This window comes from Streptomyces sp. NPDC021096 (genome assembly GCF_040641275.1).
GTDB lineage: Bacteria > Actinomycetota > Actinomycetes > Streptomycetales > Streptomycetaceae > Streptomyces.
Genome location: NZ_JBFADG010000004.1, coordinates 195,430 through 218,157 on the forward strand (window position 1 = coordinate 195,430; position 22,728 = coordinate 218,157).

Consider the following 22,728-nt stretch of genomic DNA (forward strand, 5'->3'; position numbering starts at 1 on the left):
CATGGTTCAGGACTCCTGGTGGGAGAGGGCACGAACAGTGCGGGACGGGCTCGGCCGGCCGAGCCGGCCGGCCATCCACACGCTAGTGGCGGACAGGAGACCAAGATCAACCCCGGTGGTGATGCCGAGTCCGTCGAGCATCCACACCAGGTCCTCGGTCGCGAGATTGCCGGTCGCGCTCTTCGCGTACGGGCAGCCTCCGAGGCCGCCGGCGGAGGCGTCGACTGTGGTCACGCCGTGCCGCAGGGCGGCGAGGGTGTTGGCGAGGGCCTGGCCGTAGGTGTCGTGGAAGTGCACCGCGAGGCGCCCGGCGGCCACCCCGGCCTCGTCCAGCGCGGCCAGCAGGGCGGCGACGTGGCCGGGAGTGGCAACGCCGATGGTGTCGCCGAGGCTGAGCTCGTCGCAGCCGAGGTCGAGCAGGCGGCGGCTGACGCGGACGGTCTGCTCGATGGGGACGGGGCCCTCCCAGGGGTCGCCGAAGCACATCGAGAGATAGCCGCGCACCCGCAGCCCCGCCTCGCGGGCCGTCTCGACGACCGGGGCGAACATCTCCAGCGACTCGGCGACCGTGCGGTTGAGATTGGCCTTGGCGAACGACTCCGTCGCGCTGCCGAAGACGGCGACCTCGCGGACGCCGAGCGCGAGGGCGCGCTCCAGGCCCCGCGCGTTGGGCACCAGCACGGGCAGGCGGGCCCCGACGCCGTCGAGCAGCGGCATCAGCTGCTCGGCGTCGGCCAGCTGGGGCACCCACTTGGGGTGCACGAAGCTCGTGGCCTCGACGGTGGACAGGCCCGCCGCGGCGAGGCGGCGGATGAACTCCGCCTTCACCTCGACGGGCACGACCGTCTTCTCGTTCTGCAGGCCGTCGCGGGGGCCCACCTCGTGGATGCGGACGTGGGTGGGCAGGGCCGGGTCGGGCACGACCATGGGCAGTCGGCCGGTCATGACTCCTCCAGGGGCGGGGCCGGGGTGACGACGGCCAGGACCTGGTCCATCGCCACGGTGGCACCGGCGCTCACGTCGAGCTCGGTGACGGTGCCGGCGTGCGGGGCGGCGATGACGTGCTCCATCTTCATCGCCTCGACGACCAGCAGGCTCTGCCCGGCCGCGACCTCGTCCCCGACGGCCGCCTTGACGACGGTGACCGTGCCGGGCATGGGGGCGGTGAGGGCGCCCGCGTGGGCGGCGGCGGTGCCGCCGCCGGCGTCGACGGGGTCGTGGTCGGTCAGGTGCCAGGTGTCGCCGTCGCGGGCGAGCCAGGTGCCCTCCGGGCCGGGGGCGGCGGTGAAGGCGTGGGTGCGGCCGTCGAGGTCGAGCGTGAGCCGCTCCCCGGCCCCCTGGGCGGGCAGCAGCTTCGCGCTGCGGGGTGCCGCGTCGGCGGAGCCTGCCGCACCCTCTCCCGGCGGCGGCAGCAGGAGCTCCGCGTCGGACAGCTCGCCGCGCACGCGCACCGTCACCGGGGTGTGCCCCGGTACGCGGAAGTGGTGGGCCGCCCAGGCGGGGGTGCCGCCCAGGCGCCAGCCGGTGGGGAGCGAGAAGGGGTCCACCCAGGCGGGGGAGGGGGCGGGGTCGGGGGAGCGGCGGCGCTGCCGGAGCAACGCACCCGCCGCGTACACCTCGTCCGGCACCTCCGTCGGCACCAGGGACGCCGCGTCCCGGTCCACCAGTCCCGTGTCCAGGTCGCCCGCCACCACGTCCGGGTGCGCCAGCAGCCTGCGCAGGAAGCCGGCGTTGGTGTCGACGCCCAGCACGACCGTCTCCGCGAGGGCCGCCCGCAGGCGGCGCAGGGCGGTGGCCCGGTCGGGGCCGTGCGCGATCACCTTCGCGAGCATCGGGTCGTAGGACGTGCCGACCTCGGCGCCCTCGAAGAGCCCCGAATCGACGCGCACCCCCTCACCGGCCGGCTCGCGCAGCGCCCGCACCGTGCCCGCCGACGGCAGGAAGTCCACCCGGTCACCGCTGACCCGCGCCGTCTCCGCGCAGATGCGGGCCTCCACGGCGTGACCGGTCAGGGTCACCTCCGCCTGGGTGGGGCCCAGCACCTCGGCCGCGGCCACCCGGACCTGCCACTCCACCAGGTCCAGGCCCGTGATCAGCTCCGTCACCGGGTGCTCGACCTGCAGGCGGGTGTTCATCTCCATGAAGAAGTACGAGGCCGGGTCGTCGCCCGGGACGATGAACTCCACCGTGCCCGCCCCGGTGTAGCCGCAGGAGCGGGCGGCCTGGACGGCGGCCTCGCCCATCGCCGCACGGGTGGCCTCGTCCAGCAGGACGCTCGGCGCCTCCTCGATGATCTTCTGGTGGCGCCGCTGCAGCGAGCACTCGCGCTCGCCGAGGTGGATGACGTTGCCGTGGCCGTCGGCGAGCACCTGGATCTCGATGTGCCGGGGCCGGTCGACCCACCGCTCGACGAGCAGCGTGTCGTCGCCGAAGGAGCCGCGCGCCTCGCGCCGCGCGGCGGCGATCTCCTCGGCGAGCAGCGCCTCGTCGCGGACGAGCCGCATGCCCTTGCCGCCGCCGCCCGCCGAGGGCTTGAGCAGCACCGGCATCCCGATCTCCCGGGCGGCCTCGGTGAGCTGTGCGTCGCTCAGGCCGCTGCCGGACGAGCCGGGCACGACCGGCACGCCCGCCGCCCGGACCGTCTCCTTGGCGCGGATCTTGTCGCCCATCAGCTCGATCGCCGCGGCGGGCGGGCCGATGAAGGCGAGCCCGGCGTCGGTGCAGGCGCGGGCGAAGGCGGCGTTCTCGGCGAGGAAGCCGTAGCCGGGGTGGACGGCCTGCGCACCGGTGCGGGCCGCGGCGTCCAGGAGCCGTTCTATGGACAGGTAGCTCTCAGCGGCGGCCGCCGGGCCGATACGGACGGCGGTGTCGGCCTCGCGCACGTGCCGGGCACCGGCGTCGGCGTCGCTGAACACGGCGACGGAACGGATGCCGAGCGTGCGCAGCGTACGGATGACCCGTACGGCGATCTCGCCTCGGTTGGCGACAAGGACAGTGTCGAACATGCTCCGCCTCACATCCGGAAGACGCCGTAGCCGGGCGCCGTGCGGTCCCTTTGGGGCAGCGGCGCGTTGGCGCACGCGGTCAGGGCCAGACCCAGCACCTGCCGGGTCTCCAGGGGGTCGATGACGCCGTCGTCCCACAGCCGCGCGGTCGCGTAATAGGCGTTGCCCTGGGTTTCGTACTGCTCGCGGATGGGGGCCCGGAAGGCGTCCTCGTCCTGCGCGCTCCACTGCTCGCCGCGCGCCTCGAGCTGGTCGCGCTTGACGGTGGCCAGGACCGAGGCCGCCTGCTCGCCGCCCATCACCGAGATCTTCGCGTTGGGCCACATCCACAAAAAGCGCGGTGAATAGGCGCGACCGCACATCGAGTAGTTGCCCGCGCCGTACGAGCCGCCGACGACGACCGTGAGCTTGGGGACCCGGGTGCAGGCGACGGCCGTGACCATCTTGGCGCCGTGCTTGGCGATGCCGCCCGCCTCGTACTGCCGGCCGACCATGAAGCCGGAGATGTTCTGCAGGAAGAGCAGCGGTATGCCGCGCTGGTCGCACAGCTCGATGAAGTGGGCGCCCTTCTGGGCGGATTCGGAGAAGAGGATGCCGTTGTTGGCGACGATGCCCACGGGGTGGCCGTGGATGCGCGCGAAGCCGGTCACCAGCGTCTGCCCGAACTCGGCCTTGAACTCGGCGAAGCGCGAGCCGTCGACGATCCGGGCGATGACCTCGCGCACGTCGTACGGGGTCCGCGAGTCGACCGGCACCGCGCCGTAGAGCCCCGCGGGGTCGGCCTTGGGCTCCTCCACCGGCTCCACGGACCAGGGCAGGGGGCCGCGCCCGGGGAGCGTGGAGACGATGGTCCGCACGATCCGCAGGGCGTGGGCGTCGTCCTCGGCGAGGTGGTCGGTGACGCCCGAGACCCGGGAGTGGACCTCGCCGCCGCCCAGCTCCTCGGCCGTGACGACCTCGCCCGTGGCGGCCTTCACCAGCGGCGGGCCGCCGAGGAAGATCGTGCCCTGGCCGCGCACGATCACGGCCTCGTCGCTCATCGCCGGCACATAGGCGCCGCCGGCCGTGCAGGACCCGAGCACGGCGGCGATCTGCGGGATGCCGGCGCCGGACATCCGGGCCTGGTTGTAGAAGATCCGGCCGAAGTGCTCGCGGTCGGGGAAGACCTCGTCCTGCATGGGCAGGAAGGCGCCGCCGGAGTCGACGAGATACAGGCACGGGAGCCGGTTCTCCAGCGCGATCTCCTGGGCGCGCAGATGCTTCTTGACCGTCATCGGGTAGTACGTGCCGCCCTTGACCGTGGCGTCGTTGGCGACGATCAGCGTCTCGCGGCCGGAGACCCGGCCGATGCCGGCGATCACGCCTGCGGCCGGCGCCGCCCCGCCGTACATCCCGTCGGCGGCCAGCGGCGCGATCTCCAGGAAGGGCGAGCCGGGGTCCAGCAGGGCGTCGACGCGGTCCCGGGGCAGCAGCTTGCCGCGCGCGGTGTGCCGCGCGCGGGGGCCCTCGCCCCCGCCCAGCCGTGCGGCGGCGAGCTTCTCGCGCAGCCGCGCGGACAGCTCGCGGTGCGCGGCCTCGTTCGCCCGCCAGGCGTCGGACGCCGGATCTGCGGCGCTCCCCAGCACCGGTGCCTGCTGCATGTACTCGAGCTCCCTTGCTCGGTTAATGAGCGTTAACACTTTCCTTCAGGTTAACGACCACTAACGCGGCTGTCTAGAATTACCTTCGTGAAAGACGCAGCGACCCGGCCCCCCACCGCTCCCGCCCCCACCCGCCGCGAGCAGATCCTCCAGGAGGCCGCCCGGCTCTTCGCCGAGCGCGGTTTCCACGGCGTCGGCGTGGACGAGATAGGGGCCGCGGTCGGCATCAGCGGTCCCGGCCTCTACCGCCACTTCGCGGGCAAGGACGCGATGCTCGCGGAGCTGCTGGTCGGCATCAGCGGACGGCTCTTCGCCGGCGGCCGCAAGCGGGTCGCCGAGGCCTCCGAGGCGGGCGCCGGGCCGGCCGTCGTGCTCGACTCGCTCATCGACGGGCACATCGACTTCGCCCTCGACGACCGCGCGCTCATCACCCTGCACGACCGCGAGCTCGGCCAGCTCCGCGACAGCGACCGCAAGCTGGTGCGCTCCCTGCAGCGCCAGTACGTGGAGCTGTGGGTCGACGTGGTCCGCAAGCTCCACCCCGGTGCCGCGGAGGCCGAGGCCCGCACCGCCGTCCACGCCGTCTTCGGGCTGCTCAACTCCACCCCGCACCTCGGCCGCCCCGGCGCGCTCCCCAGCAGGGCCGCCACCGCCGCCCTGCTGCGCCGCCTCGCCCTGGGGGCGCTGGGCGCCCTGTCGGACTGAGGGCGCCGCCCGGCGCCCGCCCGGGGTCGGGCGGGCGCGCCCATGGACCGTCGTGATCACGCCAACGGGATCTGGACAGTCTCGATGACCGGCCGGTAACTTCGCTGAGCAAGCGCTTACACAGCCGGGAGGGGACGCCATGCGCCGCACCGTCTTCAGCGAGGATCACGAGGCTTTCCGGGAGACCGTCCGCGACTTCATCGCCGCCGAGGTCGTGCCGCACTACGACGCCTGGCGCGAGGCGGGCTTTGTCCCGCGCGACTTCTACAAGAAGCTCGGCGAGCTCGGCGTCCTCGGCATCGAGGTGCCCGAGGAGTACGGCGGCGCCGGTCAGCGCACCTTCAAGTTCCAGGCCGTCATCACCGAGGAGTGCGCCCGTGCCGGCGTCAGCTTCGGCGGCAGCAGCGTCCACACCGCCCTCTGCCTGCCCTATCTCCTGAAGTACGCGAACGACGAGCAGAAGCGGCGCTGGCTGCCCCCCTTCGTCACCGGCGACATGATGACCGCCATCGCCATGACCGAGCCCGGCACCGGCTCCGACCTGGCCGGCATGAAGACCACCGCCCAGCTCTCCGAGGACGGCACGCACTACGTCCTCAACGGCGCCAAGACCTTCATCACCGGCGGCGTCCAGGCCGACCGGGTGCTCGTCTGCGCCCGTACCGCCCCCGCCACCCCCGAGGACCGCCGCGGCGGCATCTCCATCCTCGTCGTCGACACCGCCTCCGAGGGCTTCGCCGTCGGCCGCAGGCTGGAGAAGCTCGGCCTGAAGGCCTCCGACACCGCCGAGCTCTCCTTCACCGACGTCAAGGTGCCCGCCCGGGACCTGCTGGGCGAAGAGGGCAAGGCGTTCGGGTACCTCACCCACAACCTGCCGCAGGAACGTCTCGGCATCGCCGTCAGCGCGTACGCGCAGTCCGCCGCCGCCCTCCGGTTCGCCACCCAGTACGTGCGGGACCGCACGGTCTTCGGGCAGAGCGTGGCCTCGTTCCAGAACACCAAGTTCGTCCTGGCCGACTGCCGGTCGGAGGTCGACGCGATGCAGGCCGTCGTGGACCGCGCCCTGGACGCGCTCGACGCGGGCGAACTGACCGCCGCCGACGCCGCCTCCGCGAAGCTGTTCACCACCGAGCGCGCGGCCGTCGTCATCGACAAGTGTCTCCAACTGCACGGCGGCTACGGCTACATGATGGAGTACCCCATCGCCCGCCTGTACGCCGACGTCCGCGTCACCCGCATCTACGGCGGTACGAGCGAGGTCATGCGCTCGATCATCGCCAAGTCGATGGGGCTGTGATCCGCCGCCCCACCCGCACGCCCCACCATCTGTAAGGACCACCGGCCAATGAGCGAGCCTCTTACCCCCCTGGACGACCTCCTCGGTCTGCTCGACCTCGAACGCATCGAGAAGGACATCTTCCGCGGCACCACCGGCCGGCCCGTGCTCGTGCCGCGGGTCTTCGGCGGGCAGGTGGCCGCTCAGGCACTGGTCGCCGCGGGACGCACCGTCCCCGGCGACCGCCTTGCCCACTCCCTGCACTCCTACTTCCTGCGCCCCGGCGACCCCCGGGTGCCCATCGTCTACACCGTCGACCGCATCCGCGACGGCCGCTCCTTCACCACCCGGCGCGTGGTCGCCGTCCAGCACGGCCAGCCGATCTTCCACCTCTCCGCGTCCTTCCAGGCGTACGAGGAGGGGCTGGAGCACCAGGAGCCCATGCCGGCCGCGCCGGACCCGCTCACCCTCCCCGCCCCGGCCGAGATGCTCGCCCAGCACGCCGAACTGCTCGGCGGGCCGGACGTCGTCGAGCGGATCCTGGAGGCCCGGGGCGCGGTCGACCTGCGGTACGTGGACGCACCGCCGTTCGCCAGCATCGGCGAGCCGCGCGAGCCCACCTCGCAGGTTTGGTTCCGCACGAACGGCAAACTGGCGGACGATCCGCTGCTGCACATCTGCCTGGCCACCTACGTCTCCGACATGACGCTCCTGGACTCCGTCCTGCTCGCCCACGGGCGCGGCGGCTGGGCCGTCGGCGACGTCGTCGGGGCGAGCCTGGACCACGCCATGTGGTTCCACCGCCCCTTCCGGGCCGACGAATGGCTGCTCTACGACCAGGAGAGCCCCACGGCCCAGGGCGGCCGGGGGCTCGCCAGGGGACGGATCTTCACCGCGGACGGGCGGCTGGCGGTTTCGGTCATCCAGGAGGGGGTCGTACGCGTTCCGCGGGACTGACGACGGTGACGCGCTACTCTCGTGATTAACCGTCAGTAGCTGTAGGGGGGAACGGGAATGACGCGCGCGTCCGCGCCGATGGGGATGGCGTTCAGAGGCATGCTGATAGCGGGGGGCTGCACCGCCATCCTCCTCGGCATCGTCCTCGCGTTCTTCTGGCACGCCGAGGTCGTCGACATGACCGGCGCCCCCCGGGTGATGGCGGGGCTGGCCCTGCGGGCCTTCGAGGCCGCCGTGCTGTACGGCGGCTCCTGGCTGGCCGTCCGGGGCTGGAACGGCCGCCCGCAGACGGAGACTTCTCACCCATAGCCGGACGGGCTGGAAATCCAGCCCGTCCGGCTATGACCGGGGTCCGGGGCGGAGCCCCGGTTACAGCAGGCCCGCCGCGTCCAGCAGGTACGCCGTCATCGGCTCGTAGAAGCGCGGGTCCAGGACGTGGTCGTCCAGCGGCACCGCCACCTGCAGGGTGCCCTCCGCCTCGCCGAGGAAGAGCGCCGGGTCGTTGGAGTCGGCGTAGCCCACCGCGTCGATGCCGCGCTGCGCCGCACAGCCGGCCCAGCCGTGGTCGGCCACCACCAGGTCCGGCAGCGGCCGGCCCTCGCGCTGCAGGCCGTCGAGGATCGCGGCCATCGGCGCGGGGGAGTGGGTGTGCCACAGCGTCGCGCCGCGCTCGTACACCGCGACGTCGGCGACCTGGTACACCGAGCCGTCGTCCGCCCGCAGCCCACTGGGGATCGAGACGATCTCGCACCCCGCCGCCCGCAGCGCGGCCGCCGTCGTGCGGTGCACGTCCAGCAGGCCGCCCGGGTGACCGGTGGCGAACAGCACCCGCTGCCCGCCCTCCGCCGCCTTGCGCAGGAACGCGGCCATCCGCTCCAGGCCGGCCACCGTCAGCTCCGGGTCGATCGTGTCCTGGCCCGCGCGGTGCTCGAGGTCGTCGCTGACGCCACAGCGCTCCGCCATGACGGCCAGGACGTCCTGGGTGTCCGTCCAGCGGTCGCCGAGTTCCAGGCCCAGCCAGTACAGCCGGTCGCCCTGCGCGAGCCTGCGGTAGTGGTCGAGGTTGTTCTCGCGGGGAGTGGCGACGAGGCCCGCGATACGCGTACGGACGAGGTGGTCGATCAGTTCGGTACGGCTGGGTGGTATCGGCATGGGCTCATTCTCCCCCTGGAGTGCGCGATGGACGCCATGTCCATATGGCGAAGCCGGACCCTTCAGTTCCGTACATGTGCGGAATCCGCCTCCCTGCCTACCCTCGGGTACGTCCATCGCCGCTGCTCCGACGTTGACGTGAACGTGACCCGTCGGCGCCCCGTCCGTGATCCGAGAGGCCTTCAGCATGAGCACCCCCGCCCCCCGTGAACCGCGCGGCCCCGTCGACTCCTCCCGCATTCCCCGCTACGCGGGCCCCGCGACCTTCGCCCGGCTGCCCCGCCTCGACGAGGTCGGCACCACCGACGTCGCCGTCGTCGGCGTGCCCTTCGACACCGGCGTCTCCTACCGCCCCGGCGCCCGCTTCGGCGGCAACGCCATCCGCGAGGCCTCGCGCCTGCTGCGCCCGTACAACCCGGCCCAGGACGCGTCGCCCTTCGCCCTGGCGCAGGTCGCGGACGCCGGTGACATCGCCGCGAACCCGTTCAACATCGACGAGGCCGTCGAGACGATCGAGGCCGCGGCGGACGACCTCCTCGGCACCGGCGCCCGCATGATGACCCTCGGCGGCGACCACACCATCGCCCTGCCCCTGCTGCGCTCGGTGGCCAAGAAGCACGGCCCCGTCGCCCTGCTGCACTTCGACGCGCACCTGGACACCTGGGACACCTACTTCGGCGCCGAGTACACCCACGGCACGCCGTTCCGCCGGGCCGTCGAGGAGGGCATCCTCGACACCGAGGCGCTCTCCCACGTCGGCACGCGCGGCCCGCTGTACGGCAAGAAGGACCTCACCGACGACGAGAAGATGGGCTTCGGCATCGTCACCTCCGCCGACGTCATGCGTCGTGGCGTCGACGAGATCGCCGACCAGCTGCGCCAGCGCGTCGGCGACCGCCCGCTGTACATCTCCATCGACATCGACGTCCTGGACCCGGCCCACGCGCCCGGCACCGGCACGCCGGAGGCGGGCGGTCTGACCTCCCGCGAGCTGCTGGAGATCATCCGCGGCCTGTCCTCCTGCAACCTGGTCTCCGCGGACCTGGTCGAGGTCGCCCCGGCCTACGACCACGCCGAGATCACGTCCGTGGCGGCCTCGCACGCCGCGTACGAGCTGACGACGATCATGTCGCGGCAGATCGCCGCCGCCCGCGCCTGAACAATCCGGGGGGGGCGCCCCCCCCCCCCCCGCGCCACAAAACCCCCGGGGGGGCGCGTACCGCCCCCCCCCCGGCACTAAACTGGGGGGGGCCCCCCCCCCCGCCCCCGCGCACAACCCCCGCGGGGGGGGCTCGAATCGAGCCCGCCCGGCGTAAAGACCGCGTAAGGCGAGACGCCCCCGGCGACAAGGGCCCGTAAGGACGCGATCACGGTTCGTGTCCGAGCCGGTTGGCTGAGCGGGTGCTCTATCGTGCCCCGCAACGCCGCACCCGCCACAGCCACCGCCGGGTCGCAGGCGGCCTCGTCGACCCCAAGCAGCTGATCGCCTCCTTCCCGGAGGCGGTCCGCAAGCTGCACCCGAGGGTGATGGTCAAGCACCCGGTGCTGTTCGTCGTGGAGACCGGTGCCGTCCTCACCACGCTCTCCGCGCTTCTCGACCCGTCCGTCTTCACCTGGCTCATCAGCGTCTGGCTCTGGCTGACCGTCGTCTTCGCCAACCTCGCCGAGGCCGTCGCCGAAGGCCGCGGCAAGGCCCAGGCCGAGACGCTGCGCCGCACGCGCAGCACGACCGTCGCGCGCCGGCTGCGCACCTGGCGGGTGAGCATGGACCGCCGGGACTGGGCGGAGGAGCATGTTCCGGCTGGTGACCTGCGGCCGTACGACTTCGTGGTGGTCGAGGCGGGCGGGATCGTCCCCGGCGACGGCGAGGTCGTCGACGGCATCGCGTCGATCGACGAGTCGGCGATCACCGGCGAGTCCGCGCCCGTCATCCGCGAGCCCGGCGGCGACCGCTCGGGCGTCACGGGCGGCACCACCGTGCTCTCCGACCGGATCGTGGTCCGGATCACCTCGCGGCCCGGCAACACCTTCCTCGACCGCATGATCGCCCTGGTCGAGGGCACCAGCCGGCAGAAGACGCCCAACGAGCTGGCCCTCAACATCCTGCTGGCCTCGCTGACGGTGATCTTCATCCTGGCCGTGGTCTCGCTCCAGCCCATGGCCGCCTGGGCGGGCGCCCCGCAGACCATCACGGTGCTGGTCGCCCTGCTGGTCACCCTCATCCCGACCACCATCGGCGCCCTGCTGTCCGCCATCGGCATCGCCGGCATGGACCGCCTCGTGCAGCGCAACGTCCTCGCCCTGTCCGGCCGTGCCGTCGAGGCCGCCGGGGACGTCAACACGCTCCTTCTCGACAAGACCGGCACCATCACCCTCGGCAACCGCCAGGCCGCCTCCTTCGTGCCCGTCCAGGGCGTCCCCGCCGAGCTCCTGGCCGACGCCGCCCAGCTGTCGTCGCTGGCGGACGGGACGCCCGAGGGCCGCTCCATCGTCGCCCTCGCCGGGCAGCAGTACGGCATCGAACGCGCCGAGGGCGAGCTCTCCCACGGCCGCTTCGTGCCCTTCACGGCGGAGACGCGGATGAGCGGCGTCGACTTCGCCTTCGAGGGCGACTTCTGCCGCATCCGCAAGGGCGCGGCGAGCGCGGTCACCCACTGGGTCGCCCGGCGCGGCGGCCACGTCCCCGCCGAGGCCGGCTGGATCGCCGACTCCATCGCGGCGGGCGGCGGCACCCCGCTGCTGGTCGCCCTCGAGGACGCCGACGGCCCCCGGGTGCTGGGCGCGGTCCACCTCAAGGACGTCGTCAAGCCCGGCATCGCCCAGCGCTTCGCCGAGCTGCGGGCCATGGGCATCAAGACCGTCATGGTCACCGGCGACAACCCGCTCACCGCCAAGGCCATCGCCGCCGAGGCCGGCGTCGACGACTATCTGGCCGAGGCCACGCCCGAGCAGAAGCTGGCCCGCATCAAGGAGGAACAGGCCGGCGGCAACCTCGTCGCCATGACCGGCGACGGCACCAACGACGCCCCCGCCCTCGCCCAGGCCGACGTCGGCGTCGCCATGAACACCGGCACCTCGGCCGCCAAGGAGGCCGGGAACATGGTCGACCTCGACTCCAACCCCACCAAGCTCATCGAGATCGTCGAGGTGGGCAAGCAACTGCTCATCACCCGCGGCGCCCTGACCACCTTCTCCATCTGCAACGACGTCGCCAAGTACTTCGCCATCGTGCCCGCCATGTTCGGCGGCGTCGCCGGCTACGAGGGCCTGGAGAAGCTCAACGTCATGGGCCTGCACAGCTCGACCTCGGCCATCGCCTCCGCGATCATCTTCAACGCGCTCGTCATCGTCGCCCTGATCCCGCTGGCCCTGCGCGGCGTCCGCTACGCCCCCTCCTCCGCACACGCGCTGCTGCGCCGCAACCTGAGCCTGTACGGGCTGGGCGGCCTCGTCGCCCCCTTCATCGGCATCAAGATCATCGACCTGCTGATCCAGTACGTACCGGGCATGTGACACCGATCCCGCACCGATCCGACACGCCCTCCGGCGCCCGTCCGACCAGGACGTTTCGTAACGGCGGGATGAAATCCGCAGTCCGCGGCGTTGGGGCCTTCCGTCAGAACAGGGGAGCGGGGCAGCGGGAGGTCTCGGGTGGCGGCGACGGAAACAACCGGTCAGGGGTGGGCCAGGAGGCTCACGTCGTACTGCTGGCGGTACCGCCGCACGGTACTGCTCGCGCTGGGATCCTCCCTCGCCGGCATGGCCGTCATGGCGCTCGTCCCCCTCATACCCAAGCTGATCATCGACGACGTCATAGGCTCCCGTCAGCGTCCCCTCGCCCCCTGGGCCACCCTCCTGGTCGTCGCCGCGGTCGTGGTCTACGCGCTGACCTACGTGCGGCGCTACTACGGCGGCCGGCTCGCGCTCGACGTCCAGCACGACCTGCGCACCGAGATGTACGCCTCGATCGCCCGCCTCGACGGCAAGCGGCAGGACGAGCTCTCCACCGGACAGGTCGTGGGCCGGGCGACCAGCGACCTCCAGCTGATCCAGAGCCTGCTGTTCATGCTGCCGATGATGATCGGCAACATCCTCCTCTTCGTCATCTCGCTCATCGTGATGGCGGTCCTCTCACCGCTGCTCACCGTCGTCGCGCTCGCCGTCGCCCCGGCGATCTGGTTCCTCGCCCAGCGCAGCCGCACCAAGGTCTTCCCCGCCACCTGGTACGCCCAGGGCCAGGCCGCCGCCGTCGCGGGCGTCGTGGACGGCGCCGTCACGGGCGTGCGCGTCGTCAAGGGCTTCGGGCAGGAGGCACAGGAGGCCGGAAAGCTCCGCGAGGTCAGCCGCAGGCTGTTCGCCGGACGGATGCGCACGGTCCGGCTCAACTCCCGCTACACCCCCGCCCTGCAGGCCGTGCCCGCGCTCGGACAGGTCGCCATGCTGGCGCTCGGCGGCTGGATGGCCACGCGCGGCCAGGTCACGCTCGGCACGTTCGTCGCCTTCTCGACCTACCTCGCGCAGCTCGTCGGGCCCGTGCGCATGCTGACCATGGTCCTGACGGTCGGCCAGCAGGCGCGCGCCGGCGTCGAGCGCGTCCTGGAGCTCATCGACACCGAGCCCGTGGTGAAGGAGCGCGACCAGGCGCACGAGCTTCCCGCGGACGCCCCCGCAACGGTCGAGTTCGACGACGTCGGCTTCGGCTACGACCCCGAGCACCCCGTCCTCGAGGGCCTCTCGCTGCGCATCGAGCCCGGTGAGACGGTGGCCGTCGTCGGCGCCTCCGGCAGCGGCAAGTCGACCCTGGCGCTGCTGCTGCCGCGCTTCTACGACGTCACCTCCGGCACGGTGCGCGTCGGCGGCCACGACGTGCGCGAGCTGACGCTCCCCTCGCTGCGCGCGGCCATCGGACTCGTGCCCGAGGACAGCTTCCTGTTCTCCGACAGCGTCCGCGACAACATCGCCTACGGCCTGCCCGACGCGACGGACGAACAGGTCCGGGCGGCGGCCCGGGCCGCACAGGCGGACGGCTTCATCCGCGACCTCCCCGAGGGCTACGACACCAAGGTCGGCGAACAGGGCCTGACCCTCTCCGGCGGCCAGCGCCAGCGCATCGCCCTCGCGCGGGCCATCCTGACCGACCCGCGGCTGCTGCTCCTGGACGACGCGACCTCCGCGGTCGACGCCCGCGTGGAGCACGAGATCCACGAGGCGCTGCGGGGCGTCATGGCCGGCCGTACGACGCTGCTGATCGCCCACCGCGCCTCGACGCTGGCGCTGGCCGACCGGATCGCGGTGCTGGACGGCGGCCGGCTCGCCGACATCGGCACGGCCGAGGAGCTGCAGGGCCGGTGCGCGCTGTACCGGCGGCTGCTCACGGACCCGGAGGAGCTGGCGGGCGTGGCCAAGGACCCCGCCGGCCGGGCGCTCACCCCGGGCGCGCAGCCGGCCCTGGCGGGCGGCTTCGACGGCGAGGCGTCGGCCACGGGCCTGGTGGAGCGGGAGGCGCCCGACCAGGACCTCGTGGCGGCGACCGACCCGCACGCGCCCGTCACGGTGGACCGCACCGTCGTCGACGGCGTCACCCCCGCCCTGTGGGTGCGCAGGGAGACCTCGGAGGTTCCCGGGCACGGCCAGGGCGTCCTCGCCGGGATGCCGGCCACGCCCGAGCTGCTCGCCAAGGTGGACGCCCTGCCGCCCGCCGACGACACCCCGGACGTCGACGAGGAGCTCTCCGCGCGGCCCGAGGAGTCCTACGGCCTGCGGCAGCTGCTGCGCGGGTTCCGGGGGCCGCTGCTCGTCAGCCTGCTGCTCGTGGCCGTCGACGCGGTCGCCGGCCTGCTGCTGCCCGTACTGATCCGGCACGGCATCGACCAGGGCGTCCAGCGCATGGCCCTGGGCGCGGTGTGGGCGGCGTCCGCCCTCGCGCTGCTCGTCGTGCTCGGCCAGTGGGCCGCGCAGTTCGGGGAGATGCGGATGACCGGGCGGACGGGCGAGCGCGTGCTGTACGCGCTGCGCGTGAAGATCTTCGCCCAGCTGCAGCGGCTCGGCCTGGACTACTACGAGCGCGAGCTCACCGGCAAGATCATGACCCGGATGACGACGGACGTCGACGCCATGTCGACGTTCCTGCAGACCGGCCTGGTCACGGCCGTCGTCTCCGTCATGACGTTCTTCGGCATACTCGTCGCGCTCCTCGTCATCGACGTCGAGCTGGCCCTGGTCGTCCTCGCCACGCTGCCGCCGCTCGTCCTGGGCACGTTCTACTTCCGCAGGCAGAGCGTCAAGGCCTACGAACTGGCCCGCGAGCGCGTCGGCGTGGTCAACGCCGACCTGCAGGAGAGCGTCGCCGGCCTGCGCATCGTGCAGGCGTTCCGCCGCGAGGGCGCCGGCGCCCGGCGCTTCGCCGCGCGCAGCGACGCCTACCGGCAGGCGCGGGTGCGCGGCCAGTGGCTGATATCGGTGTACTTCCCGTTCGTCCAGCTGCTCTCGTCCGTCGCCGCGGCGGCGGTGCTGATCGTGGGCGCGGGCCGGGTGAGCGACGGCACGCTGACGGCGGGTGCGCTGGTGGCGTACCTGCTCTACATCGACCTGTTCTTCGCGCCCGTCCAGCAGCTCTCGCAGGTCTTCGACGGCTACCAGCAGGCCACGGTCTCCCTCGGCCGGGTGCAGGACCTGCTGCGCGAGCCGACGACGACGCCGGTGGCGAAGCGGCCGCGTCCGGTCCGCGAGCTGAGCGGCGAGGTCGTCTTCGACGACGTGCGGTTCCACTACGGCTCCGACGGCGAGGAGCCCGCGCTCTCCGGCATCCGGCTGACGGTCCCCGCCGGCCAGACCGTCGCCTTCGTCGGCGAGACCGGCGCGGGCAAGTCCACGCTGGTGAAGCTGGTCGCCCGGTTCTACGACCCCACCGCCGGGGCCGTCCTGGTCGACGGCCACGACCTGCGCGAGCTGGACCCGGTCGGCTACCGCCACCGGCTCGGCGTCGTCCCCCAGGAGCCGTACCTCTTCCCCGGCACGGTGCGCGACGCCATCGCCTACGGGCGCGCCGACGCGAGCGACGCGGAGGTCGAGGCGGCGGCCCGGGCGGTGGGCGCGCACGCGATGATCGCCACACTGGACGGCGGCTATCTGCACCCGGTCACCGAGCGTGGCCGCAACCTCTCCGCCGGACAGCGGCAGTTGATCGCCCTGGCCCGCGCCGAGCTCGTCGACCCGGACATCCTGCTGCTGGACGAGGCCACGGCCGCGCTGGACCTGGCCACCGAGGCGCTGGTCAACCAGGCCACCGACCGGCTCGCCGGCAAGCGCACCACGCTGGTGGTGGCGCACCGGCTGACCACGGCGGCCCGCGCCGACCGGGTGGTGGTCCTGGACCGCGGCCGCGTGGTGGAGGACGGGACGCACGACGAACTGCTGGCGAGCGACGGGCGGTACGCGCGGTTGTGGCGTACTTTCACGGGTGCGACTGTTCCGGCCCGGCAGGTGGGTGCCGTAGGTTAACCAAGGAACGATCTTGGCAGGCTGAGCGGGGGACCCATGCGCAAGCTCACGTACTTCATCTCCACGACCCTCGACGGGTGCATCGCCGGCCCGGACGGTGAGTACGACTTCATGTACCCGGTCCTCGACGAGGACTTCACCGCCGCGCTCGTCGCCAGCCACCCCGACGCCCTGCCCGGCCACGTGCGCCCGCACGTCGGGCTCGGGCCCGACAACCGTGACTTCGACACGGTCGTCATGGGGCGCGGCACGTACGAGCCGGGTCTGAAGGCGGGCTTCGCCAGCCCGTACCCGCACATGAAGCAGTACGTGGTCTCGACGTCCCTCGCCGAGAGCCCCGACCCGGCCGTGACCGTCTTCGCCGGCGACCCGGTGGAGCTCGTCCGCGAGCTCAAGGCGCAGGAGGGCAAGGGCATCTACCTGTGCGGCGGCGGGAACCTCGCGGGCCAGCTGCGCGAGGAGATCGACGAGCTGGTGCTGAAGATCTACCCGTTCGTCGCCGGGGACGGCATCCGGCTGTTCTCCGGCGACTTCTCCCCCGAGCGGTACGAGCTGAAGGACTCGCGCACCTTCAAGAACGGCGCCATCGTGGCCCGGTACACCAAGATCACAACCGTCTGACTCTGGCGTGGCGGATGTTGCCCCGGGTAGGTTCGCGGCGACCTTTGCGAACCCAGGGGAGGGCGCATGCGCAAGGCTCTCAGAGCACTGCTGGCACTGACGATGTCCATCGGGACGGTCGGTGCCGGCAGCGCGGCGGCAGGTGCGGCCACGACCACCGACACCGTGCCGGACATCAAGCAACGCATCCTGAGCATTCCGGGGATGAGTTTCGTCGAGGAGAAGCCCTATGAGGGCTACCGCTACCTCGTGTTGAACTATCAGCAGCCTGTCGACCACAAGAACCCGGCCAAGGGCACCTTCCAGCAGCGCTTCACGCTGCTGCACAAGGCCACGGACCGGCCCACCGTCTTCTACACCTCCGGCTACAACGTCTCCACCAACCCGTCCCGCAGCGAGCCGGCCCGGATCGTCGACGGCAACCAGGTGTCGATGGAGTACCGCTTCTTCACTCCGTCCCGCCCGAAGCCGGCCGACTGGTCCAAGCTCGACATATGGCAGGCGGCCAGCGACCAGCACCGCCTCTACCAGGCCCTCAAGCCGGTCTACGGCAAGAACTGGCTGGCCACCGGCGGCAGCAAGGGCGGCATGACCGCCACCTACTTCCGCCGCTTCTACCCGAACGACATGAACGGCACCGTGGCCTACGTCGCGCCCAACGACGTGGTCAACAACGAGGACTCGGCCTACGACCGGTTCTTCGCGGGCGTGGGCGACAAGGCCTGCCGCACCCAGCTGGAGTCGGTGCAGCGCGAGGCGCTCGTACGCCGCGACGAGATCGTCGGCCGCTACCAGAAGTGGGCCGACGCCAACGGCAAGACCTTCAAGGTCGTCGGCAGCGCCGACAAGGCCTACGAGAACGTCGTCCTCGACCTCATGTGGGCGTTCTGGCAGTACCACCTGCAGAGCGACTGCAAGACCGTCCCGGCGACGAAGGCGTCCACGGACGACCTCTACAAGTTCGTCGACGAGATCTCCGGCTTCGACGCCTACACCGACCAGGGCCTGGAGCAGTTCACGCCGTACTACTACCAGGCGGGCACCGAGCTCGGCGCCCCGACCTTCAAGTCCCCGCACCTGAAGGGCCTGCTGCGCTACCCGGGCATCTACCAGCCGCGCAACTACGTGCCGCGCGACATATCGATGACCTTCCGCAACAACGCGATGGCGGACGTCGACCGCTGGGTGCGTGAGGACAGCAAGCGGATGCTGTTCGTCTACGGACAGAACGACCCGTGGAGTGCCGAACCGTTCCGCCTCGGCAGGAACGCCGAGGCCCGGCACGACTACCGGTTCTACGCTCCGGGCGGCAACCACGGCACCAAGATCGCTGATCTGGTGGCCGACGAGCGGGCCAAGGCCACGGCCGAGGTCCTGCGCTGGGCCGGCGTCGCACCCGCGACCGTGCAGAAGGACGACCGGCACGCCAAGCCGCTGGCGCCCTACGACGCGAAGCTCGACCGCTCCGTGGAGCAGAAGTCCATGCTGCGTCCGTAGGCCCGCCACGCCTTCGGGCGGCACGCCTTCAGGACAGGCGGCGGGCGCACCCCACCGGTGCCCCGCCGCCCACCTGTACGTACAGGTCCGTATCCGGCGGGCAGTCGTCGCGGGTGCGGACCGCCTCCTCCACGCGGAACTCCGGGGCCCGGGCCGCCGGACCCTCGCAGGCGGTCTCCTTCACCACCCCGTGCCGCTCGGTGTACACGCAGTCGCCCACCACCGTCAGCGGGCCGCCGCCCCGGCCGGGGTCGCCCGGGTGCGGGGCGCGCAGATTGCGCATGCAGGCGTAGCCCTCCGGGGCGCTCTCCGACTCCGACGTACCGGTGTTGACCGCCGTGATGTGCAGGACGAAGTCCGTGGTCTCCGGGCAGCGCGGGCCCCCGGCCCGCGGGCCGTAATAGCGGGCGAGGACCGTCGCGGTGGCCTGCTCGCTCGCGCAGTCCACCTCCCCGAAGGCCGGCCGGCCCCGGCCGGCGCACGAGCCTCGGCCCAGGAACGTCGCACCGCCCCCCGGAACGGACGGGGACAGGGCCGCCCCCTCGCCCTGGCTGACGCTCTCCGCGCCGGTGCGGCCCGGGGCATGGCAGCCGGTGAGCACGCACGACCCGTACAGGACCGCCAGCGCGAACAGCGCCTCCGGCAGCGCGCCATGGCGCATCTTCTCCCCCAACCGCCGTACGAGCGTCCACAGTTACCCGACGGCCACCAGCGCACGCCAGGCGTGCGGGAGGGTTCGCGGAGGGTGACCGCACGCCCCTGGCCTGCCGTCCTCCCGCCGACCCGGCGGTCCGCCGCCGGCGCAGCGGGAGGGGTGCGCACCGGCGACGGCGGGCTGCCGGCCGCAGGCGGTGGAGAGGGGTGGCCGGCACCGCGGTCAGCGAACGGAGCCGGTACCGCTCTGCGGAATCCCAGCGGCAGCACGCCTGTGTGACGGGCCGCGCGCCGGAGCGGTTCCGCGGTGGCCGGCCTAACCCGTGGCGCCGCGGGCCTTGCCGAAGCCGCGCGCCCTGCCGAACCGCACCGGCGAGCGCAGGGTCAGCAGCTTCGCGCGGGGGGCGAGCCGGCGGACCATCGCGAACACCGACTCCGTGCGGGAGCGGTCGGCGTCCAGGACGGTGAAGAGGTTGACGCCCAGATAGAAGGTCACCGCGGCGTTGGCCAGGTCGCGCGGGGGTGTGAGCCGGGCGAGCGGCGTGCCGCCGATGACCCGCTCCAGGGTCTCCTCCATGAACGCCAGCCACGGCTCCACCCGGATGCGGATCTCCTCGCGCAGCTCGGGCTTGGCGACCGCGGCGGCGACGAGCTCGGACAGGAGCGTGATGTGGCCGCCGTCGAGGTCGTCGCGGTAGATGCGGGTGGCGCGCTCGGCGAGCTCCTCCAGCGTTCTCGCGTCCGCGACGGTGGCGGTGTGCCGTTCCATCCGCTCGGCGGACGAGCGGTCGAGCGCCGCGAGCAGCAGCGGGTCGACGCCCCCGAAGTGGTAGAAGATCAACGCCGAGTTGACGTCGGCCTCCTTGGCGATCGTCCGTGCGCTCGCCTTGCCGTACCCCTGCGTACGCAGGACCGTGCCCGCCGCGGTGATCAGCCGTTCCTTGGTCTCCACCGACATGTGCCGCCCTCTCGAAGAGGGTTCATCATACGGTTTAAGCGACTGGTCAAAAGGACTGGTCACAGCGACCGTGCCGGCCACTGCTCACGCAGCAGCCGCACGGTCTCGCTGATCGCCGGCCGGCGGGCCGCGCCCGTGCGCCAGTAGGTGAACAGCCGCCGTACGGGGACGGGTTCGAGCGGCACGGCCAGCACGCCGTCGGGAATCGGGCCCCGCCCCAGGCGGGGCAGCAGCGCGATGCCCAGGCCCGCCGCGACGAGGGCGAGCTGGGTGTGGTTCTCGGCGGCCTGGTAGGCGAGGTCCGGCTCGCTGCCGCCGGCGCGCAGGGTGCGTACCAGCCAGTCGTGGCAGACCGTGTCGGGAGGCTGGCAGATCCAGCGCTGGTGCGCCAGGTCCGCGTGGCTCAGCCGCTCCCGTCCGGCCAGCGGGTGACCCCGCGGCACCAGTACGTCGCACAGGTCGTCGCCGATCCGCGCCCGGCCCAGCCCCTCCGGCGCGGGCAGCGGCGCGATGTCCCACTCGAAGGTGACCGTCAGATCGAGCACCCCCTGGGCCACCAGGCCGACGGACAGATGCGGGTCGACCTCGACCAGGCGGGCGTCCAGGGCGGCGTGCTCGCGGGCCAGGGCGGCCAGCACGCCCGGCAGGAGGCCGCGTGCGGCCGACGCGAACGCCCCGATCACCAGGCGCCCCGCCGGCACCCCGCGCTGCTCCTCCAGGTCGGTCTCCGCCCGCTCGACCATCGCCAGCAGCTCCTGCGCGGTATCCGCCAGCCGGACCGCCGCGTCGGTCAGCGCCACTCCGCGCCCCCGGCGCTCCAGCAAGGTGGTGCGGGTCTCGCGCTCCAGCTTGGTGATCGACTGGGAGACGGCGGAGGGGGTGTACCCCAGGGCGACGGCGGCGGCGCTGACCGAGCCGTGGACGGACACGGCGTGCAGGGCCCGCAGGCGGGACAGGTCCAACATGGTCTTCCGAACCCCCCATTGTTGAGTGTTGCTGAATCCCATCATGAAGAAGTGCGCGCTGGTGCTACATGGTGGATGCACGTGATCCTTTGGGCATGCGACCACTGCACATAGCCCTGGCCGTCGCCGTCGCGGCCTTGTGGGGCGTCAACTTCGTCGTCATCCACGTCGGGCTCGAACACTTCCCGCCCCTGCTCTTCTGCGGCTTGCGCTTCCTCGCGGCCGCACTGCCCGCCGTCTTCCTCGTGCGGCGGCCGTCGGTGAAGTGGCGGTGGATCATCGGGGTCGGACTGGCGCTCGGAGTGGGCAAGTTCGGACTGCTGTTCGTCGGCATGCACGCGGGGATGCCGACCGGGCTGTCCTCGCTGGTCCTGCAGGCGCAGGCGGTCTTCACCGCCCTCTTCGCCATGGTCGCCCTCGCCGAACGACCGGGAAGGGTACGGCTGGCGGGCATGGCCGTGGCCCTGGCGGGCATCGCGGTGGCCGCCGTCGACGAGGGCGCCTCCGGACCTCTGCTCGGCTTCGCCCTGGTCGTGATCGCGGCGGCCTTCTGGGGCGTGTCCAACATCCTGACCCGCAAGGCCGCACCGGCCGACGCCCTGGGCTTCACCGTGTGGATCAGCACCGTCCCGGTGCTGCCGCTGTTGCTGCTCTCCCTCGTCTTCGAGGGCCCGGCCGCCGACGCCGAGGCCCTGCGCTCCCTCGACTGGAGCGGCGTCGGCGCCCTGCTGTTCGTCGCCTGGGTCAGCACCGTGCTCGGCTTCGGCGCCTGGAGCTTCCTGCTGCGCACCTACGACGCCTCGGCCGTCGCCCCGTTCTCCCTGCTGGTGCCCGTCTTCGGCATGTCCTCGGCGGCGCTGCTGCTGGGCGAGAGCGTGAGCCCGCTGCGGTGGTGCGCGGCGGTGCTGCTGGTGGGCGGCGTCGCGGTCACCTCGCTGGCGGGGCGGCGGCGACCAGCCCCCGCAGATACTCCGCTCCCGGCCCCGCCAGCTGAGCGAACTCGGCCGCCTGCGGATGCCAGCGCTTCTCGTACTCCCAGCACAGCCAGCCGTCCCAGCCGGCACGGCTGAGCGCCCCTACACAGGCGCCCAGCGGCAGCACGCCCGAGCCCAGCGGCAGCGGCGCGCTCTCCTGCGCCGAGGCGACGTCCTTGACCTGTACGTAGCCCAGGTGCGGGGCCAGGGCCGGGAAGCTGACGGCGGGTTCCTCCCCGCCCAGCCAGGTGTGCAGCACGTCCCACAGCGCACCGATGCTGCCGTGCCCCACCGGGCCCAGGATCCGCACCGCGTCCTGGGCCCTGCGGTGCGAGTCGTGGGTCTCCAGCAGGACGCGTACGCCCGAGTCGGCGGCGAGCGGCGCGACGGTGGCCAGGCGGCGCGCCGCGACCGCGTCGGCCTCCTCCGCCGGCTGGTCCCCGCCGCCGGGGAACACCCGCACGAACGGCGCCCCGAGGTCCGAGGCGAGCCGGATCAGGGCATCCAGCTCGGCCAGGACCGGCTCGTCGGGCCCGGGGGCGGCGACCCGGGCGTACCCGGCCAGCGCCAGGATCTCCACTCCCGCCCCGGCGAACTGCTCGGCCGTCGCCGCCCGCTGCGCGAGGCCGATGCCCGGGTGCACGGGTTCCTCCGGGTCGGCCCTCAGCTCGACCCCGTCGTAGCCGTGCGCACGGGCGAGCCGTACGACGTCGCTCAGGGGCGTTCCGGGTACACCGAGGGTGGAGAAGGCCAGCTTCATGCTGATCGGTTTCCCCGTTGTGCGGTGGGAAATGCCCCTGGTGCCGAAGACGGGAGGATCCGGG

The 22,728-nt window shown here is 72.6% G+C and carries 17 protein-coding genes and 1 pseudogene; 10 read left to right on the forward strand and 8 right to left on the reverse strand.

Annotated elements, in window-relative coordinates; translation table 11 throughout:
- Positions 1 to 6: 6 nt before the first annotated feature.
- From AB0G59_RS09485 to AB0G59_RS09495, 3 genes are read right to left on the reverse strand one after another with little or no spacing between them, the layout of a single operon-like run.
- Positions 7 to 945 carry a hydroxymethylglutaryl-CoA lyase gene (locus AB0G59_RS09485; RefSeq protein ID WP_360909671.1) on the reverse strand — a complete coding sequence of 313 codons (939 nt, stop codon included), beginning with the start codon at positions 943 to 945 and terminating at the stop codon, positions 7 to 9.
- Complete coding sequence (locus AB0G59_RS09490; RefSeq protein ID WP_360909673.1) at positions 942 to 3,005, reverse strand: biotin carboxylase N-terminal domain-containing protein; 2,064 nt, start codon at positions 3,003 to 3,005, stop codon at positions 942 to 944. Before AB0G59_RS09490 ends, AB0G59_RS09485 begins: the two co-directional genes overlap by 4 nt.
- A gap of 8 nt (positions 3,006 to 3,013) precedes the next feature.
- The gene (locus tag AB0G59_RS09495; protein ID WP_360909675.1) at positions 3,014 to 4,645 is read right to left on the reverse strand and encodes a carboxyl transferase domain-containing protein; all 1,632 of its coding nucleotides are present in this window, start codon (positions 4,643 to 4,645) and stop codon (positions 3,014 to 3,016) included.
- 87 nt (positions 4,646 to 4,732) lie between these two features.
- On the opposite strand from AB0G59_RS09495, the gene AB0G59_RS09500 reads away from it, so the two are divergent.
- The 4 genes from AB0G59_RS09500 (at position 4,733) to AB0G59_RS09515 (ending at position 7,892) form a co-directional block, all read left to right on the forward strand.
- Positions 4,733 to 5,350 (forward strand): TetR/AcrR family transcriptional regulator, encoded by a 618-nt coding sequence (locus AB0G59_RS09500; protein ID WP_071965806.1) that lies wholly within the window; start codon positions 4,733 to 4,735, stop codon positions 5,348 to 5,350.
- A 139-nt stretch (positions 5,351 to 5,489) separates the two neighbouring features.
- Positions 5,490 to 6,647, forward strand: a complete 1,158-nt coding sequence (locus AB0G59_RS09505) for an acyl-CoA dehydrogenase family protein (RefSeq protein ID WP_360909677.1) — start codon at positions 5,490 to 5,492, stop codon at positions 6,645 to 6,647.
- Between the two features lie 48 nt (positions 6,648 to 6,695).
- Positions 6,696 to 7,583 carry an acyl-CoA thioesterase II gene (tesB, locus tag AB0G59_RS09510; RefSeq protein WP_360909679.1) on the forward strand — a complete coding sequence of 296 codons (888 nt, stop codon included), beginning with the start codon at positions 6,696 to 6,698 and terminating at the stop codon, positions 7,581 to 7,583.
- Positions 7,584 to 7,640: 57 nt separating this feature from the next.
- Positions 7,641 to 7,892: a hypothetical protein gene (locus tag AB0G59_RS09515; protein WP_360909681.1), complete on the forward strand. Its 252-nt coding sequence runs from the start codon at positions 7,641 to 7,643 to the stop codon at positions 7,890 to 7,892.
- Positions 7,893 to 7,952: 60 nt separating this feature from the next.
- On the opposite strand, the gene AB0G59_RS09520 is transcribed toward AB0G59_RS09515, so the two are convergent.
- Entirely contained in the window at positions 7,953 to 8,735 is a 783-nt protein-coding gene (locus AB0G59_RS09520; protein ID WP_360909683.1) for a phosphatase, read from the reverse strand.
- 187 nt (positions 8,736 to 8,922) lie between these two features.
- Here AB0G59_RS09520 and speB point away from each other — a divergent pair, with 187 nt between their 5' ends.
- From speB to AB0G59_RS09545, 5 genes are all read left to right on the forward strand, one after another.
- Positions 8,923 to 9,894, forward strand: coding sequence for an agmatinase (speB, locus tag AB0G59_RS09525; protein ID WP_360909685.1), 972 nt, complete (start codon positions 8,923 to 8,925; stop codon positions 9,892 to 9,894).
- A gap of 242 nt (positions 9,895 to 10,136) precedes the next feature.
- Positions 10,137 to 12,248 (forward strand): potassium-transporting ATPase subunit KdpB, encoded by a 2,112-nt coding sequence (gene kdpB / locus AB0G59_RS09530; protein ID WP_360909687.1) that lies wholly within the window; start codon positions 10,137 to 10,139, stop codon positions 12,246 to 12,248.
- Positions 12,249 to 12,386: 138 nt separating this feature from the next.
- Complete coding sequence (locus AB0G59_RS09535; RefSeq protein WP_360909689.1) at positions 12,387 to 16,235, forward strand: ABC transporter ATP-binding protein; 3,849 nt, start codon at positions 12,387 to 12,389, stop codon at positions 16,233 to 16,235.
- Between the two features lie 36 nt (positions 16,236 to 16,271).
- On the forward strand, positions 16,272 to 16,856 hold the full coding sequence (locus tag AB0G59_RS09540; protein WP_360909691.1) for a dihydrofolate reductase family protein: 585 nt from the start codon (positions 16,272 to 16,274) through the stop codon (positions 16,854 to 16,856).
- A 66-nt stretch (positions 16,857 to 16,922) separates the two neighbouring features.
- On the forward strand, positions 16,923 to 18,353 hold the full coding sequence (locus tag AB0G59_RS09545; protein ID WP_360909693.1) for a S28 family serine protease: 1,431 nt from the start codon (positions 16,923 to 16,925) through the stop codon (positions 18,351 to 18,353).
- 28 nt (positions 18,354 to 18,381) lie between these two features.
- Here AB0G59_RS09545 and AB0G59_RS09550 read toward each other — a convergent pair whose 3' ends face one another.
- The 3 genes from AB0G59_RS09550 to AB0G59_RS09560 all read right to left on the reverse strand — a co-directional run bounded on the left by AB0G59_RS09550 (position 18,382) and on the right by AB0G59_RS09560 (position 20,930).
- Positions 18,382 to 19,014, reverse strand: coding sequence for a hypothetical protein (locus AB0G59_RS09550; RefSeq protein ID WP_360909695.1), 633 nt, complete (start codon positions 19,012 to 19,014; stop codon positions 18,382 to 18,384).
- Between the two features lie 309 nt (positions 19,015 to 19,323).
- Entirely contained in the window at positions 19,324 to 19,965 is a 642-nt protein-coding gene (locus AB0G59_RS09555) for a TetR/AcrR family transcriptional regulator (protein WP_360909697.1), read from the reverse strand.
- A gap of 59 nt (positions 19,966 to 20,024) precedes the next feature.
- On the reverse strand, positions 20,025 to 20,930 hold the full coding sequence (locus AB0G59_RS09560; RefSeq protein ID WP_071963543.1) for a LysR family transcriptional regulator: 906 nt from the start codon (positions 20,928 to 20,930) through the stop codon (positions 20,025 to 20,027).
- 95 nt (positions 20,931 to 21,025) lie between these two features.
- Here AB0G59_RS09560 and AB0G59_RS09565 point away from each other — a divergent pair, with 95 nt between their 5' ends.
- Complete coding sequence (locus AB0G59_RS09565) at positions 21,026 to 22,000, forward strand: EamA family transporter (RefSeq protein ID WP_360909699.1); 975 nt, start codon at positions 21,026 to 21,028, stop codon at positions 21,998 to 22,000.
- Here AB0G59_RS09565 and AB0G59_RS09570 read toward each other — a convergent pair.
- A pseudogene (locus tag AB0G59_RS09570) lies at positions 21,882 to 22,664 on the reverse strand (sugar phosphate isomerase/epimerase family protein); the annotation flags it as partial. The gene AB0G59_RS09565 and the pseudogene AB0G59_RS09570 sit on opposite strands and share 119 nt — an antisense overlap.
- Positions 22,665 to 22,728 lie beyond the last annotated feature (64 nt).